General features: G+C 65.7%; 13 protein-coding genes. 10 read left to right on the plus strand and 3 right to left on the minus strand.

What is annotated here, in order from left to right; genetic code table 11:
- Positions 1–74: 74 nt before the first annotated feature.
- Entirely contained in the window at positions 75–1,865 is a 1,791-nt protein-coding gene (locus GIW81_RS08035) for a L,D-transpeptidase family protein (RefSeq protein WP_154738727.1), read from the minus strand.
- 302 nt (positions 1,866–2,167) lie between these two features.
- Positions 2,168–3,673: a sigma-54-dependent transcriptional regulator gene (locus tag GIW81_RS08040; protein WP_154738728.1), complete on the minus strand. Its 1,506-nt coding sequence runs from the start codon at positions 3,671–3,673 to the stop codon at positions 2,168–2,170.
- A 246-nt stretch (positions 3,674–3,919) separates the two neighbouring features.
- On the opposite strand from GIW81_RS08040, the gene GIW81_RS08045 reads away from it, so the two are divergent.
- From GIW81_RS08045 to GIW81_RS08085, 9 genes are all read left to right on the plus strand, one after another.
- Positions 3,920–5,782, plus strand: a complete 1,863-nt coding sequence (locus tag GIW81_RS08045; protein ID WP_154738729.1) for a M3 family oligoendopeptidase — start codon at positions 3,920–3,922, stop codon at positions 5,780–5,782.
- Between the two features lie 217 nt (positions 5,783–5,999).
- Positions 6,000–7,913 carry a potassium transporter Kup gene (locus GIW81_RS08050; protein ID WP_407658165.1) on the plus strand — a complete coding sequence of 638 codons (1,914 nt, stop codon included), beginning with the start codon at positions 6,000–6,002 and terminating at the stop codon, positions 7,911–7,913.
- A gap of 54 nt (positions 7,914–7,967) precedes the next feature.
- Positions 7,968–9,326, plus strand: a complete 1,359-nt coding sequence (locus GIW81_RS08055) for an ABC1 kinase family protein (protein ID WP_154738730.1) — start codon at positions 7,968–7,970, stop codon at positions 9,324–9,326.
- 173 nt (positions 9,327–9,499) lie between these two features.
- Complete coding sequence (locus tag GIW81_RS08060) at positions 9,500–10,342, plus strand: VHL beta domain-containing protein (RefSeq protein ID WP_154738731.1); 843 nt, start codon at positions 9,500–9,502, stop codon at positions 10,340–10,342.
- A gap of 132 nt (positions 10,343–10,474) precedes the next feature.
- A complete protein-coding gene (locus GIW81_RS08065) occupies positions 10,475–10,618 on the plus strand; it encodes an aa3-type cytochrome c oxidase subunit IV (RefSeq protein ID WP_324614935.1) in 144 nt (47 codons plus the stop codon).
- A 90-nt stretch (positions 10,619–10,708) separates the two neighbouring features.
- Positions 10,709–11,845 carry a Re/Si-specific NAD(P)(+) transhydrogenase subunit alpha gene (locus GIW81_RS08070; protein WP_154738732.1) on the plus strand — a complete coding sequence of 379 codons (1,137 nt, stop codon included), beginning with the start codon at positions 10,709–10,711 and terminating at the stop codon, positions 11,843–11,845.
- Positions 11,845–12,252: a proton-translocating transhydrogenase family protein gene (locus GIW81_RS08075; protein WP_154738733.1), complete on the plus strand. Its 408-nt coding sequence runs from the start codon at positions 11,845–11,847 to the stop codon at positions 12,250–12,252. The genes GIW81_RS08070 and GIW81_RS08075 overlap by 1 nt, the downstream gene beginning before the upstream one ends.
- A gap of 37 nt (positions 12,253–12,289) precedes the next feature.
- On the plus strand, positions 12,290–13,693 hold the full coding sequence (locus GIW81_RS08080) for an NAD(P)(+) transhydrogenase (Re/Si-specific) subunit beta (protein ID WP_154739584.1): 1,404 nt from the start codon (positions 12,290–12,292) through the stop codon (positions 13,691–13,693).
- Between the two features lie 140 nt (positions 13,694–13,833).
- Complete coding sequence (locus GIW81_RS08085; protein WP_154738734.1) at positions 13,834–14,574, plus strand: haloacid dehalogenase type II; 741 nt, start codon at positions 13,834–13,836, stop codon at positions 14,572–14,574.
- 3 nt (positions 14,575–14,577) lie between these two features.
- Here the strand turns inward: GIW81_RS08085 and GIW81_RS08090 are convergent, their stop codons facing one another.
- The gene (locus GIW81_RS08090) at positions 14,578–15,762 is read right to left on the minus strand and encodes a GGDEF domain-containing protein (RefSeq protein ID WP_154738735.1); all 1,185 of its coding nucleotides are present in this window, start codon (positions 15,760–15,762) and stop codon (positions 14,578–14,580) included.
- A gap of 209 nt (positions 15,763–15,971) precedes the next feature.
- Here GIW81_RS08090 and GIW81_RS08095 point away from each other — a divergent pair, with 209 nt between their 5' ends.
- A complete protein-coding gene (locus GIW81_RS08095) occupies positions 15,972–16,796 on the plus strand; it encodes a S1 family peptidase (protein WP_324615010.1) in 825 nt (274 codons plus the stop codon).
- Positions 16,797–16,812 lie beyond the last annotated feature (16 nt).

Genomic DNA, 16,812 nt, shown 5'->3' on the forward strand with positions numbered 1-16,812 from the left:
GCTCTCAAAGGGCAATATCGGGGCAGGCTCCCCGTGCTTAAGCCGCTGTCGCGCTTAATGGAATTGGCGCAGTTTTAGAAACCGCCGAGCGCTTGGCTGATGAAATCGCCGACGCTGCCGAAGCCGCCGCTGTAGACCGGCTCCGGCGCGCGCACGGGTGCGAGGTGGTTCGGCCCCTTGGCGATCTGCGCCCACTGGCCGGAGAGCGCCTGGCTGATGCGCCGCTCGTGCCCGTACACGTCGCGCGCGGTCTGCAGCGCGCCTTGCTCGTCGACCCAGGCGGTAAAGTAGGTGACGTGCACGCCGATCTTGCGGTCGATCGGCACCTCGTTGTTGGGCGGTCCATTGGCGATGAGGTCAGCGATCTTCGCCGCGTCCCAGCCCTTGTCCTCGTTGAGCAGGATCTCGGCCATGCGGCGCGGCTCGCGCACGCGCATGCAGCCGTGGCTAAACGGGCGGCTCGGCTGCTCGAACAGCTGACGGGCGTTCGTGTCGTGCATGTAGACGGTGTGCTTGTTTGGGAAGTTGAATTTCAGCTCGCCCAGCACGTTGCTGGCGCCCGGCGGTTGGTAGACGTCGTAGGTGCGGATATCGGTCGAGCCCCAGTCGACGCTCTCGGGATCGACGTCACGGCCGTTGCGCGACAGGCGCAAGCCCTGGCGGTGGAACGAAGTGCCGCCGCGCGCCAAGCTCGGATAGAGCTCGTTGACCTTGATCGAGTTCGGCACGTTCCAGCGCGGCTGGAAGGCGATCGACTTCATCGTCTCGGAAAACACCGGCGTCTGCTTGTCGACAAGGCCGGTGATGACGCGCTCGGTGTGGATGACCGCGCCGCTCTTGACGATGCGTAGCGTGAACTCGGGGATATTGACGGTAACGTAGAGGTCGCCGCGGTCCTCCGGCATCCACCGCCACTCTTCCATGTTGGCGATCAGCTTCTCGGGGCCCAACTCTTCTACGTCGTTGAGCAACGCGCGCGTGGCGTTGCCGACGTAGCCGTCCGGCCGCGTGCCTTGCTCGGTCTGATAGGCGACAACGGCTGCTTTGAGCACGTCGTCATAGAGGTTGGGGTCGGCCCCATCGGCGAGCGCCACCTTGAGGCGCTGGCGCAGCAGCGGCACTTGCGGGTCGCTCTTGCCCGGTGCCAGCACCTTGCCCGGCGGCAGCATGACCACCTGCGCAGCCGCGGTGGCATTGCGCATCTCCAAGTATTTTTGGCGCAGCTTCTCGAACTCGGGGTGCTGCGGGTTTAGTCCGCGCAAATAGGCATCCGCCTCGCCGGCTGCGGCGATCTTCTCGATGACGTCCTTGGGTTCGAGCAGCTGCGGCTTGCGGTCGAGGTACGACGACAGCTGCGTCGCCGGATCGATGATACGACCGCCCCGCGCGTAGCGGGCGTACTTGAGCGCGGCGAGCGACAGCTCCAATTCGGCATTGGCGAGCGCGTCGGGTGACGGCGCATCACCGGCGGCAGCGACGATCACGGGCGGCGGGAAGTCGGTAGCGGCGAGACCCCAGTCGTCGGCCTTGCCGAACTCGGCGATGACCGCCGTCGCCTTGGCGTTAAATCCACTGGTCGTCACCCAGATCGGTGCGTAGATGCGCGCGGCGTAAAATCCGACGAGCGCGGCGCGGTCTCGCGCCTGCCCCTCGTCGGCGCGCGCCTTCGCTGGCGCGGTGAGTTTCTGCTGGAGAGCGATGCCGAGAGGATCTTGCGGGGCGGGCGCGGGCGCGACTGCCGGAGCTACGGCGGGGAGCGGCTCGGCGGTGGCGACGCGGGGCGATTTCGCCTGCTGGGCTTCGCCCACAGCCACAAAAAGAAGGCTCGAGGCCATGCCCAGAGCCAACGGACGCCAACGCAACATCTTCGCCTCCACCTGTACCCGCGGGCACGCTACCCGAGCCGCGGTGCACTGGCCACTGGCGCGGATGGCCTGCGGCGCAAGGGCGCGAAGCTGCGCTATGACTGTTGCGCAATTGCGACGTCACGCGTTTGTCATCTTGGCATCCACCCGCAATTTCGTGGCTTTGCGGCGCGTGTGAGTAGCCCCGCGACTTTGATTCCGGCGAGTATCGACACGGGGGAGGCGGTAAAAAACGACAACGCCGCGCGACCCGAAGGCCGCGCGGCGCGTCTCACGAGCCGGGAGCTGCGCGCTTCCTAGGTCTAAGCGCGCGGCTCGAGGCCGTATTCCTGCATTTTGCGGTAGAGGGTCGAGCGCCCGATCTTCAAACGCTTGGCCACTTCCGTCATGTGCCCGCGGTAGCGGCCGAGGGCAAGGCGGATCATGTCGGCCTCGATCTCGTCGAGCGGACGGATGTCGCCGGCTTCCGTGACCACCGGGATGCCGAGTGCGCTGTCAGCGCCGTTGGAGCGGATGGCCATCGTCTGCGGGATGATGTCCTCGGCACCCAACACCGCCGGGCCCTTGAACGATCCAGCCCTCGGCGCCGGAGCGGGCGCAGCGGGCACCGCCGTATCGAAGCCCGTGACGTGGGCGGCGATCTGCGGGAACTCGGCTACCGTCAGCTCGGTGCCGTCGGCGAGCACGATGGCGCGGAACACCGCGTTCTCGAGCTGGCGCACGTTGCCGGGCCACGGGTAGCTCTTCAAGAGGCGCAGTGCGTCCTCACTGATGCCGTTGATGCGCTTGCCCTCCTCGGCGGCGAACCGCGCGATGAAGTGCTGGGCCAGCTCGGCAACATCGCCGAGACGCTCGCGCAGCGGGGGCACCCAGATGGGGAACACGTTGAGCCGGTAGTAGAGGTCCTCGCGGAACTTACCCTCGCGTACCAACTGGATCATGTTGCGGTTGGTCGCCGAGATGAGGCGGAAGTTGACGTGGACCGACCGCTTGGAGCCGACCGGGTCGATCTCGCCCTCTTGCAGGGCGCGCAACAGCTTCACCTGCGCGTCGAGGGGCAGCTCGCCGATCTCGTCGAGGAACAGCGTGCCGCCGTCGGCCTCCTGGAACTTGCCGATGCGCTTGTCGACGGCGCCGGTGAAGGAGCCCTTCTCGTGGCCGAACAGCGTCGACTCGACGAGGTTCTCCGGGATGGCGCCGCAGTTGACGACGATGAACGGCTTGCCGGCGCGCTCGCTTTCGCCCTGGATGGCGCGGGCGATCAGCTCCTTGCCGACGCCGGATTCGCCTTCGATGAGCACGGGAATGTTGGATGCGGCGGCGCGCTTGCCCAGCGCGACGACACGTTCCATGCCCTCGCCGCGCACGACGAGGTCGGCGAAGGAGAGCGTGCCCTCGACCTTTTTCTTGATGCGGGTAATCTCGCCAGCCAGGGCCTCGATCTTCAGCGCGCTCTTGATCGAAACTTCGAGGCGCTCGGGCGAAACCGGCTTCACGACGAAGTCGACGGCTCCGGCGCGCATGGCGTTGATCGCGGCATCGATCGAGCCGTGTGCGGTCTGCACGATGATGGGAGGAACGCCGGGCCTGCCGCTGAGCTTGTCGAGCACACCCATGCCATCGAGGCCGCCCATGACCAGATCGAGGAGCACGAGGGAGATGTCGCCTCGCTCGGGCCCTTCGAGAATTTGCAGGGCTTGCTCGCCCGAGCCGGCGGTCTTAGTACCGAACCCGAGCCGCTTGATCGTCTCTTCAAGAATGCGGCGCTGCGTGGGATCGTCGTCGACGATAAGTAGACTCTTGACCATGAGGGACTCGGACTCGAACCTGAACGGACTGCCCCGGTCGGACCCCCCGAATTGCTTCAGGATTGGACACTCGGCCACCGGTAGCTCACTCAACCAAGTCAAGACTGCCCAACAAGGGTAAATAACCTGTTGCGAGAGAGCCCAGGTTGAGCCTTTTTTGGGCAGGCTGCGTCCCCTATGTCACGGAAGTGCCGCGGCGAGCGGCGCACCAACACGCCAAAAATCCCCGTTTTCCCGGAGCCAATGATGCGATCTGACGCCAGCGCCTTCGATTTGCCCCGCACCTTCAATGCGCCCGATGGCGCGGCAGCGAAGGCGGCGGACGCTCTCGGACCGATGCCCGAGTGGAACCTGGCGGACCTCTACCCCTCGCCGACGGCGCCGGAGATCGCGCGCGACCTTGGACGGGCCGCGGACGAGGCGCGGCGCTTGAAGGAATCCTATTACGGCAAGCTGGCGTCGCTCGCCGCTGACGGCGGCGTGCTCGCGCTCGCCATCGAGGAATTCGAGCACTTCGTCGAGCTGACGGGACGGCTCGGCTCGTTCGCCGGGCTCTACTACGCCGGCAACCAGGCTGATCCGGAGCGCGCCAAGTTCTACGGCGACATCGCCGAGAAGCTCACCGCGATCGCGGCCGACATCATTTTCTTCGAGCTCGAGCTCAACCAGATCGACGACGCGACGATGGACAAGGCGCTGCAGAACGCGCGCCTTGCCCGTTACAAGCCGTGGATCGCCAACATCCGCAAGGAAAAGCCGTATCAGCTCGAGGAGAAGCTAGAGCGGCTGTTCCACGAGAAGGGGCAGACGTCGAGCGGGGCGTGGAACCGGCTGTTCAACGAGACGATCGCGGCGCTGCGGTTCCCCGTTGCCGGCGAGCCCGAGCCGCTCGCGCTGGAGATGACCCTCAACCTGTTGTCGAGCCCCGACGAGAAGAAGCGCCAAGCCGGCTCGGAAGCGCTCGCCAAGGTGTTCAAGGACAACGTCCGGCTCTTCACGCTGATCACCAACACGCTGGCGAAGGACAAGGAAATCTCCGACCGCTGGCGCGGCTTCAAGGATGTCGCGGACGCGCGCCATCTCGCCAACCAGGTCGAGCCGGAGGTCGTCGATGCGCTGGTTGCCAGCGTGCGCGCCGCCTATCCGCGCCTTTCGCATCGCTACTACACGATGAAGGCGAAGTGGCTCGGCAAGGAGCGCCTGTCGCACTGGGATCGCAACGCGCCGCTACCCGAGCGCCCCGAGCGCGCCTTCGCGTGGGAGGAGGCGCAGCGGCTGGTGCTCGGCGCCTATAACGACTTCGCGCCGCAGATGGCGGACGTCGCCCGCGAGTTCTTCGACAAGCAGTGGATCGATGCGCCGGCGCGACCCGGCAAAGCACCGGGTGCGTTCGCTGCGGCGACGGTGCCGTCGGTGCACCCGTACGTGCTGTTGAATTATCTCGGCAAGCCGCGGGACGTGATGACGCTTGCGCACGAGCTCGGGCACGGCGTGCATCAGATGCTGGCGCGTCCGCAGGGCGCGCTGCTCGCCTCGACACCATTGACCCTGGCGGAGACGGCGTCGGTGTTCGGCGAGATGCTCACCTTCAAGGCGCTGCTCAAGGAGACCAAGGACGCGCGCGAGCGCAAGGCGCTGATCGCCGGCAAGGTCGAGGATATGCTCAACACGGTGGTCCGGCAGATCGCGTTCTACACGTTCGAGCGCAAGCTTCATGAGGCGCGCCGGCAGGGTGAGCTGACGCCGGACCAACTCGGCGCCATCTGGCTGGAGACGCAGACGGAGAGCCTCGGTCCGGCGATCGAGTTCAAGCCCGGCTACGAGGTCTTCTGGGCGTACGTGCCGCACTTCGTGCACTCGCCGTTCTACGTCTATGCGTACGCATTCGGCGACTGCCTCGTGAACTCGCTCTACGGTCTTTACGAGGAGGCGCACCCGGGCTTCGTCAACAAGTACTTCGATATGCTCAAAGCCGGCGGGTCCAAGCATCACTCCGAGTTGCTGGCGCCATTCGGGCTCGATGCGTCGAAGCCCGAGTTCTGGAACAAGGGCCTGAAAGTCATCGAGGGCATGATAGACGAGCTGGCCGCGGCTGATGCCGCCGGCTGATCGGAGGCGGCCGGTTACCTGTCCAGCGGCGAATTTTGCGCAGAGCAACATTGTTGCAGCACGCGGGGCGAGCTTTGCTCCAACTTCAGAATCTAGCGCTATTGTCAAGGCTATGAAGCGTTGACCCGAGCGAATAAGGGTTTCCCTTAGCGCGCATTAGGGGCTAGAAGCGCCGGCCAATTGCTGCGCTGCAGCCAGCCATACGTGGAGTGCCGAAGTGGCACAATCGCAGTTGGTGACGAAGGGCGCCGAACCGGCTTCCACCGACCCCGTGCATGGCGAGAAGTATTGGGCGCTCGTCATCGGGTCGATTGGGGTCGTTTACGGCGACATCGGCACCAGCCCTCTCTACGCCTTCAAGGAAGCCATCCACGCCGCGAAGGCCACGAGCTTCGCCGGCCGCGAAGCCGTGTTCGGCGTGCTGTCGCTGATCACTTGGGCGCTGCTGCTGATCGTGACCCTGAAGTACGTCTTCATCCTGCTGCGCGCCGACAACCGCGGGGAGGGCGGCATCTTCGCTCTCATGGCTTTGAGCCAGTCCGTCGCCAAGCGGAGTGCCCCCGTCATCATGGGTCTCGGCATCGCGGGCGCGGCGTTCTTCTACGGCGACGCCGTCATCACCCCGGCAATATCGGTTCTATCGGCGGTAGAGGGCCTGCATCTCGTCTCACCCGCCTTCGACCACTGGGTGCTACCGCTTACAGTCGTCATCCTCATCGGACTTTTCATCGTCCAGTCGCGCGGCACCGCGCAAGTCGCCGCGTTCTTCGGCCCGATCACCGTAGTGTGGTTCATCGCCCTGTTCATCGGCGGTTTCATCCACGTCGTGGCCAACCCTGATGTGCTGGTCGCGCTGAACCCGCTCTATGGTGTGAAGTTTATCCTGAAGCATGGGGTCGTCGGCCTCACCGTGCTTGGCCTAGTGTTCCTCGCCGTCACCGGCGCCGAAGCGCTCTATGCCGATTTGGGCCACTTCGGCCGCAAGCCGATCCAGACGGCGTGGCTGTATTTCGTGCTGCCGGCGTTGATGATGAACTACTTCGGCCAGGGCGCGCTCGTGCTCTCGAACCCGGCGGCCCTGTCGAGTCCGTTCTACCTGCTCTATCCGGAGTGGGCGCTCGTGCCGATGGTGATCCTCGCCACCGCGGCTACGATCATTGCCAGTCAGGCGGTGATCACTGGCGCGTTCTCGCTGACCCGGCAGGCGATCCAGCTGGGGCTGCTGCCGCGCCTCGGTATCACGCATACGTCGGAGTCGATGGCCGGGCAAATCTACATGCCGCGCGTGAACTGGCTGCTGCTCATTGCCGTGCTGTTCATGGTGCTGCTGTTCAAAAATTCGAGTGCGCTTGCGGCGGCCTACGGCGTCGCCGTCACCGCCGAGATGGTGATCACCTCGCTGATTGCGTTCTTCCTCATCTGGCGTCTGTGGGGCTGGAGCGTATGGCAGACGGCGCTGCTGATCGTGCCGCTGCTGTTCATCGAGCAGGCGTTCTTCGCGGCCAACATGCTGAAGATCTTCGAGGGCGCCTGGGTGCCGCTGCTGATGGCGGCCTGCGTCGGCCTCGTCATGGTGACGTGGGTGCGCGGCGCCCGCCTGCTGGCCAAGCAGACGCGCAAGAACGAGGCGGACCTCGACTGGCTGTTGCGCAAGCTGGAAGCCAAGCCCCCGCACCGCGTGCCGGGGACCGCCGTGTTCTTCACGGCCGATCCGACCGCCGCACCCACCGCGCTGATGCACAACCTGAAACACAACCGCATCCTGCACGAGCGCAACATCATCCTCTCCATCAAGACCGAGGATATTCCGCGTGTGCCGCGCTATGAGCGCGTCACGGTCGATCGCGTCACCGACACCTTCATCCGCGTCGTCGCCCGCTATGGCTTCATGGAAACGCCGAGCGTGCCGAAGATCCTCGACGTCTGCCGACGCAAAGACCTCAACATCGACATGAGCGCGACCTCGTTCTTCCTGTCGCGCCGCAACCTGAAGCCGACGCCGAAATCCGAGATGCCCGCGTGGCAGGACCGGCTGTTCGTGGCGCTCGCCCGCAGCGCCCAGGACGCGACGACCTACTTCCAGATCCCGACCGACCGCGTCGTCGAGGTCGGGACGCAGGTTGCGGTCTGACGCACGCCGGCAAGACTTGCCGCCGCGACGCGGCATGCCGATATCCCGTTCACCATGGCCAATGAAGAGAACCGCTTCTCGGCGCGCGCCGCGCGCTACGTGAAGGTCGGCGCCAACGTGGGTGGCATTGCCGCGCGCATGGCCGGTGAGCGCCTGTTCGGCGTCGAGCATGATCGCGCCCGCGGTGCCACCGAGCTTGCCGCCGCGCTCGGCTCCCTCAAAGGCCCGCTGATGAAGGTGGCGCAGCTCCTTTCCACCATCCCCGAGGCGCTGCCTGCCGACTACGCGCGCGAGCTGGCGCAATTGCAGTCGGCGGCTCCGCCGATGGGACCGGCGTTCGCCAAGCGCCGCATGCAGGCGGAGCTCGGACCCGATTGGGCGAGGCGCTTTGCGGCCTTCGACCTCAATGCAGCCGCGTCGGCTTCACTCGGGCAGGTGCATCGCGCCACGGCGCACGACGGTCGCGCCCTGGCGATCAAGCTCCAGTACCCGGACATGCCATCGGCGGTCGAGGCCGACCTAGTGCAGCTGCGCGCCATCTTCGCCATCCACGCCCGCATGAACCCGGCGGTGGAGACGGGCGAGATTTTGAAGGAAATTTCGGCGCGGCTGCGCGAGGAGCTCGATTACGAGCTGGAGGCGCGTCACACGCGCCTGTACGCCGGCATCTTCGCCGACGAAAAGCGCATCCGCGTGCCAGACGTGCTGCCCGAGCTGTCGACCAAGCGGCTACTGACCATGACGTGGCTCGATGGCCGCAAGCTGCTCGACTACAAACCCTCGCCGCTGGAGGACCGGAACACCATCGCCCAGGCGATGTTCCGCGCCTGGTGGTTCCCTTTCAGTCACTACGGCGTCATCCACGGCGACCCGCACCTCGGCAATTACACGATCATCGAGGAAGGCGGGCGCCCGGCCGGCATCAACCTCTTGGACTACGGCTGCATCCGCAGCTTCCCGGTGCCGTTCGTGCAGGGTGTCATCGATCTTTACCGCGGGCTCTTCGCCGGCAACCGCGACCTGATCGTGCATGCCTACGAGACATGGGGGTTCGGCGGGCTGTCGACCGAGCTGATCGACGCGCTCAGCATCTGGGCGCGCTTCATCTATGGGCCGTTGCTCGACGATCGGGAGCGGACAATCGCCGAAGACACGACACCGGGCGAGTACGGCCGGCGCGAAGCTTTCACCGTGCATCGCATCCTGCGCGAGAAGGGCCCGGTGAAGGTGCCACGCGAGTTCGTATTCATGGACCGCGCGGCGATCGGACTGGGCGGCGTGTTCCTGCACCTTGGCGCGCGGCAGAACTGGTACCGGCTGTTCAACGAGACGATCGAAGGCTTCGATCTGGCGACCGTCGCCGAGCGCCAGCGCGAGGCCTTCACCGCAGCCGGCGTGCCACTTCCTACGTAGTGGGCGACCAGGTGATCGTGGGCTTTCTGCGGAGCCCCAAGCATCAGTATCCCTTCGGCCGCAGGGACGAACCGGCCTCGGATCCGCTGTCGCGGGCCGGGGCCTCTTTCATTCCACCGTACCCTGAAAACCGTTATGCTGACTTACGTCCAAACCCACCTGGGAGAAACGTCATGTCAGCCGTACCGGCCCGTTTCGTTCGTGCGGCCATGCTCGGCGCGGCCGTCGTGTTGGCGCCAATTTGCGCCCCAGGGCCGTGGACCTGGCCGGCCGCACATGCCCAGGCGCCGGACGCGACCGAGAAGGCATTCAACGCCGCGAAGGAGCTCGGCACGGCCGAGGCGTGGAGCGCCTTCCTCACCAACTACCCGACGGGCTTTCATGCCGATCTGGCCCGCGCCTACCTCAAGAAGATCGAGGGCGGCGCGTCACCAGCCCCCGTCGAGGCAGCGACACCGTCGCCGCCGGCGGAGGAGCTGAGTTGCACCCAGGCGGGCAAGCTCAAGTCGGGGCGCTCCGACGAGCCGGTGAAGATCCGCTTCGTCAACGAGTCGGAAGCGACCCTCGTCATCCAATGGATCGACTCCAAGGGTGCACTAAAAGAGTACGCAGAGTTGCAGCCCGGCGCGGAGATGACTCAGGATACCTTCGCCTCGCATCCGTGGATCGCGGCCTATCAGGAGGGAAGTTGCCGGCAGCTCTTTCTGCCCAACGGCACCATGTCCGTGGCACGTCTGCGCCCCGAGAAGGAGCTGCAGGACGCGAAAAAGGACGACGACGAAAAGCCCGCCAAGAAGACTGAGAAAAAGGCCGCCGACAAGCCGTCGAAGGCGACGGTCGAAAAGCGCGCGAAAGCCGCGTGCGTCGACATGGGAATGATCTACCTCAACGGCAAATGTGCGCCAAAGGTCAAAGCGCAACGCGACCAGGGCACGAAGAACAAGACCAAGGCCTGTCCGCCGGGCATGTACCGGAACCCCTACGGCCAATGCCAGCCGAACGAGACCGGAGGCTAAGGCTGGCGACCGCAAAGGCCCACTATACCGGCACCTTGGGGGACTAATTGCCGGGGCGTACCCGCTTGATAGCCGGCCGCCCTTGAGGTAACGAGGGAGCCAAGTCTCAAAAAATCCCGAGGGAGGGGCACTGTGGCGATCGATCTATCTGGCGGAAATCCGGAAATGGACTACCCGCAAGCCGAAGCGACCTATAAGCAGTTCATCCGGCTGACGAAGATATCGATCGTATTCCTCGTGGTGCTGATGGCCGGCATGGCCTACTTCCTGGTCTAGAAGAGACCGCCGCGCGCTGGAGTTCACGGCGCCGGTTTTGAGGCGCCCGGTTCCGGCGGTGTGAAAACCTCCACGCGATCGGACGAGTGCATGGTCACCATAGCGGTTACGGCCGAGCCTGCGGATGAGCCGCGTGTTGCGGTTTCGCCCGAGACGGTCAAGAAGCTCGTCGGGCTCGGCGCGACGGTGAAGGTCGAGGCGGGCGCCGGTGCGCGCTCGCGCTTCTCCGACGAGACGCTGCGCGCCCAGGGGGCGGAGATCGCACCCACGGCCGCCGACGCCTTGCGCGATGCCGACATCCTCCTGAAAGTTCGCCGCCCGAGCGCGGCAGATGTTGCGGCGCTGAAGCCTGGCGCGCTCGTCATCGCCATGCTCGACCCTTACGGCGACCGCGCCGCGCTGCAGGCGCTGGCAGGCAGCAAAGCATCCCTCTTCACCATGGAGTTCATGCCGCGCATCACCCGCGCGCAGTCGATGGACGTGCTGTCCAGCCAGGCGAACCTCGCCGGCTACAAGGCCGTCGTCGATGCGGCGGCGATGTTCCAGCAGGCCATGCCGATGATGATGACCGCGGCGGGCACGGTGCCGGCCGCGAGGGCGTTCATCATGGGCGCCGGTGTCGCCGGCCTACAGGCCATCGCCACGGCACGGCGCCTCGGCGCGCAGGTCTCCGCCACCGACGTCCGCCCCGCCTCCAAGGAGCAGGTCGCCTCGCTGGGCGGCAAGTTCATCGCCGTGGAGGACGAGGAGTTCAAGCAGGCGCAGACCGCCGCCGGCTACGCCAAGCCGATGTCGGCCGAGTACCAGGCCAAGCAGGCCGAGCTCGTCGCCAACCACATCAAGAACCAGGACATCGTCATCACCACCGCGCTCATTCCCGGGCGCCCGGCACCGCGGCTCATTACGCGCGCCATGGTCGAGAGCATGAAGCCCGGGTCGATCATCGTCGACCTCGCGGCCGAGCGCGGCGGGAACTGCGAGCTGACCAAGGCGGGCGAGATCGTCGAGCACAACGGCGTGCGCATCTATGGGCCACTCAATCTTGCCGGCGAGATCTCCGTCAACGCCTCGAGCCTCTACGCCAAGAACCTCTATGCCTTCCTCGAGACGCTGATCGACAAGAAGGAAAAGAAGCTGGCGATCAATTGGGACGACGAGATCGTCAAGGGCACGCTCGTCGCGCGCGACGGGGCGATCGTCCATCCGAGCCTGCAGGGAGCGACCTGATGAAAACATTCCTACGCGCCCTCGCGGCCGTTGCCGCTCTCACCGCCGCCGCACCGGCATACGCCGCGACGGGGATCGGCGGCGCCATCGACCCGGTCGTCTACGAGCTCATGGTGTTCGTGATGGCGATCTTCGTCGGCTACTACGTGGTGTGGAGCGTCACGCCGGCGCTGCACACGCCGCTGATGTCGGTGACCAACGCCATCTCGTCGGTGATCGTCGTCGGTGCCCTGCTCGCCGTCGCGGTGGAGCACGGTGGCCTCGACGGCTTCATGAGCGGCTCGACGGTCGCTTCCAAGACGTTCGGCGTGCTGGCGCTGGCGATGGCCGCCGTGAACATCTTCGGCGGCTTCCTCGTCACCCAGCGCATGCTCGCCATGTACAAGAAGAAGGGCGACAAGCGGTGATCGATACAGCGCGCGCCCACGGGGGAAGAGAGTAATGCTGACGCCCAATCTCGTCGCCGGCCTCTACCTCGTCTCTGGTGTCCTCTTCGTCCTCGCCCTGCGCGGATTGTCGAGCCCCGCCACGTCGCGGCAAGGCAACTACTTCGGCATGCTGGGCATGACCATCGCCATGGGCACGACGCTGGCGGTGGCCAACCCGCAGCTGCCGCTCACCTGGATCCTGCTCGGCGGCGGCCTGGGCATCGGCGGCCTCGTCGGAGCCGTCACTGCCCGCCGTATCGCCATGACGGCGATGCCGGAGCTGGTCGCCGCCTTCCACTCGCTGGTCGGCCTTGCCGCGGTGTTCGTCGCCGCCGCCGCGCTCTACGCGCCGAGTGCCTTCGGCATCGGCGAGCCCGGCGCCATCCACTTCGCCAGCCTCATCGAGATGTCGCTCGGCGTCGCCATCGGCGCCATCACCTTCACGGGCTCGGTCATCGCGTTTGCCAAGCTGTCGGGCAAGATGTCCGGCAAGCCGATCATCCTGCCGCTACGCCACGTCATCAACCTCGCGCTGTTTGGCGGGCTGATCTACCTGATCTACCTGTTCTGCCTGTCGGGCGGCGACCCGCTGCTGTTCTGGGCGATCACGCTCACGGCGATGCTGTTCGGCGTGCTGATCATCATCCCCATCGGCGGCGCCGACATGCCGGTCGTCGTGTCGATGCTCAACTCCTACTCGGGTTGGGCGGCGGCTGGCATCGGCTTCACGCTGTCGAACATCGCGTTGATCATTACTGGCGCGCTCGTCGGCTCGTCCGGCGCAATTCTCTCCTACATCATGTGCAAGGGGATGAACCGCAGCTTCATCTCCGTCATTCTCGGCGGCTTCGGCGGCGAGGTGGCCGGCCCGGCCGGCGGCGGCGAGCAGAAGCCGGTCAAGCTTGGCTCGGCCGAGGACGCGGCCTACGTGATGAAAAACGCCAGCAAGGTGATCATCGTGCCGGGCTACGGCATGGCCGTCGCCCAGGCGCAGCACGCCCTTCGCGAGATGGGCGATCAGCTCAAGAAGGCCGGTGTCGAGGTCAAGTACGCCATCCATCCGGTCGCCGGGCGCATGCCGGGCCACATGAACGTGCTGCTCGCCGAGGCCAACGTGCCCTACGACGAAGTGTTCGAGCTGGAGGACATCAACTCGGAGATGCCGCAGGCGGACGTCGTCTACGTCATCGGCGCCAACGACGTCGTCAATCCGGCGGCGGAGACCGACAAGACCTCGCCGATCTACGGCATGCCGGTGCTGCAGGCGTGGAAGGCGGGAACGGTGCTGTTCAACAAGCGCTCGTTGGCGTCGGGCTATGCCGGCATCGACAATCCGCTGTTCTACAACGACAACACCGTGATGGTGCTGGGCGACGCCAAGAAGATGACGGAAGAGATCGTCAAGTCGCTCGCGCATTAGTGGCGAGCGCGCCACGCGCTCACCTCAACACGAACTTTCGACGAAACGACACGCGCCGCCGGACGAATACTTGGCACCGGCTGGCCATGCGGATGACCGCACGGGCCGCGCGCCGGGATGCCACTTCGCACGGGTCATTCATGCGCCGTCACATTTTCCCCTTGCTCATTGCTTCGCTCATCTGCCTCGGCAGCGAGGCGCAAGCCGCGCCGCGCTTCAAGGCGGTCGCCTTCGACTACTTCGTGATCTTCAACCCGAACTCCGTCGTGCCCGAGGTAGAGAAGGCTTATCCCGGCAAAGGTGTGGAGTTCACCAAGGCGTGGCGCGCCAAGCAGTTCGAGTACGGGTTTCTGCGCTCGCTTACCGGTCGGCACGAGGATTTCTTCAAGGTCACCGAGGACGCGCTCGTTTATACGGCCGAAGCGATGCAACTGCCGCTGCCACTGGACGTGCGCGACCGCCTGCTCAACGCGTATCTCTCACTGCAACCGTGGCCGGACGCTGTCGACGGGCTCCGCAAGCTGAGGGCGGCGGGCGTGCGCATCATCACCATCGCCAACTTCTCGCCGCGCATGCTGCGCGCCAACGCAGAACACGCGGGCATCGTCGATCTTTTCGACGAGCTGCTGAGCACCGAGGTCAACAAAACGTACAAGCCCGACCCGCGCGCCTACGCACTCGGCATGGAGCGCCTCGGACTGAAAAAGGATGAGGTCGCCTTCGCCGCCTTCGGTGGCTGGGACGCCTACGGCGCCAAGAGCTTCGGCTATCCGACCTATTGGGTGAACCGCTTCAATCTGCCGGCCGAGAAGCTCGGGCTGGCGCCGGATGCGACGTCGACCGACTTCGCCGGGCTCCTGCGGTTCGTGCTTGGCGAGTAGCCCTCAGGCGCTCTTAATGTCCGCATCGGCGGCGCCGGCGCGCCCCGGCTCCTCTTCGGCCACGCGGTTGCGGCCGGCCTTCTTGGCGAGATAGAGCGCCCGGTCGGCGCTGATCAGCAGGGACGGCAAGTCGGAGTATTCGGCCGCCGAGACGGCCAGTCCGGCGCTGACCGTGGCGCCGAACCCCTTCTCGCTGCCTTGCTGCACCTCCGCCTCAAAGGCGAAGCGCACGCGCTCGGCGATGATGCGCGCGTCCTTAGCCCCGACGTCGACCAGCAGACAGGCGAACTCCTCGCCGCCGATACGCGCGAAGAGATCGCCTGGGCGGAGCTGGGACGTGGCGACGGCGCAGAACGACCGCAAGACGGAGTCGCCCGCGGCGTGCCCGTACTCGTCGTTAATCGACTTGAACCTGTCGAGATCGAAGAGCAGCAGCGACACCCGGCGCCCCTCGGTCGCGGCGCGCTGAACCAGACGGGCGCCCTGGTGAAGGAAGGCGCGCCGATTGGCGACGCCGGTCAGCGGATCGATCGACGCGGCATGCTCATAGAGCGCGGCAATCCTCTCTCGCACCAAGCTGCCGAAGAGGTAGGCGCCGGCGACGGCGAGCAGGATCGATTCAAGCAGCACGAACACGATGAGACCGGTGTGGGTCGGGCGTGTACCTGCCAACTCCCCCACCAAGGGGATGCGCGTCGGCAGAGCCGCAGCGTGCATCAGGAGCAGTGCGATCGCCGGCCAACGCGAATGCAACTTGTCGGCGCGGGCGCGCCACAGCTCCCAGGCGGTGAGCAGCGTGTAGGAAATGCCGATCGTCGCCATGATCGAGGCGCGCGCTTCGGGCCAGCCGTACAGCGACGGAATGAGCATCGCGATCAGCCAGACCAGCGCGCCGAGCATCGACTCGACGACAAATGCCTGCCGCCCCTCGAAGAGGCGGGCGCCGCTCCACATCATGCCGTATGCGAGGGCGAGCAGCGTATTGGCGAAGATGATCGACAGCACGTCGGGGATGTGGCCGCGCGCAGCGACGAGCGCGACGGCAATGGCGCCGACGGCGAATGCGAACCCCCAAACCCCCAGCGCCTCGAGGTCGCGACGCTGAAACCAGGAAAGCAGCAGGAGCGTCGCCGCGGCGGCGAACGTGAAGCCCGCGATGACGATGGCGGCCGGTAGCCCGATTTCCATGGGGTAGTTCTAGATGGACAATCTGCAGAACTGGTTTGCGACACCGATAGAATGAGCGCGACCGGCTGATGCCCGCACGGGCGGCGGCAACACTCTTATCGCGGTCCCCCTAAGAATTTCCCCGTTCAGACCCGCTGTTGTGTATGTGAACAATGATCGGATCGGGCGTCGTTTGCCCACTGCGCAATAACGAAGAGCCAAGGTTGCACGTGAGAGCCGGTGCCCGTTTCTCAATCGCAATGCTGATGGCGGCGGCGGCCAGCGCCGCCCTGTCGGCCGAGGGGTTCTTCACCGACGACCGGCCGCCGGCCGTGCGCGCCGCCTGGGGCTCCGTCTACGCCTTCGTCTGCGAAGGCCGCGGCGACGCCTACACGGCCACGGCCTTCCTCATCGGGCGCGGGGCCCGCGGCAAGAGCACGGACTACTTCTTCATCACCGCCGGACACGCCATCGAGGACTGTCGGCAACCGCACCGCTACCTCGTCGACAACATCAACCAGCCGCGCCTCGAGAGCGATGGCATCACGCTCGCAGCCCGGCCACCGCGGTTGAGCGATATTGCGCTGGTATATGTCGACGACGCCTACGACCTGGCAGTCATCAAGGTGACAGCCGGGGCGCTGCGCACGGGAGCGCCGCTTCCGGTCGGCGACACCTGCGAGCGCGCCCTGCACCAGGAAGTTTACGCCATTGGCTTTCCGGGCGTCAGCAAGCGCCGCTCGCTGCGGCTGTCGCAGGAAATGAAGCGTTGGAGCAAAGGCGAGTTTGTCGGCTTCGGGAAAGCCGAGTTCCGCGGAACCCAGTCGATGTACATCGCGGCGAGCGTGGATTCGCTCCCCGGCAACTCTGGCGGTCCCGTCGTCGATGCACGGGGCGAACTCGTCGGCGTCGTCGTCAAAGGCGCCGCCGCGCCGGAGAACGGATTTCGCTACGACGTCGATCCGACAAAGAAAGGTGATTGGCACTCCTTCCTGGTTCCCTGCCAGGCCGTTCTGCGTATCATGCAGCGCATCGGGCTACGGCCGACGAACTGACGCTTGGGAGCGATCG

This window comes from Hyphomicrobium album, from assembly GCF_009708035.1.
Taxonomy (GTDB): domain Bacteria; phylum Pseudomonadota; class Alphaproteobacteria; order Rhizobiales; family Hyphomicrobiaceae; genus Hyphomicrobium_A; species Hyphomicrobium_A album.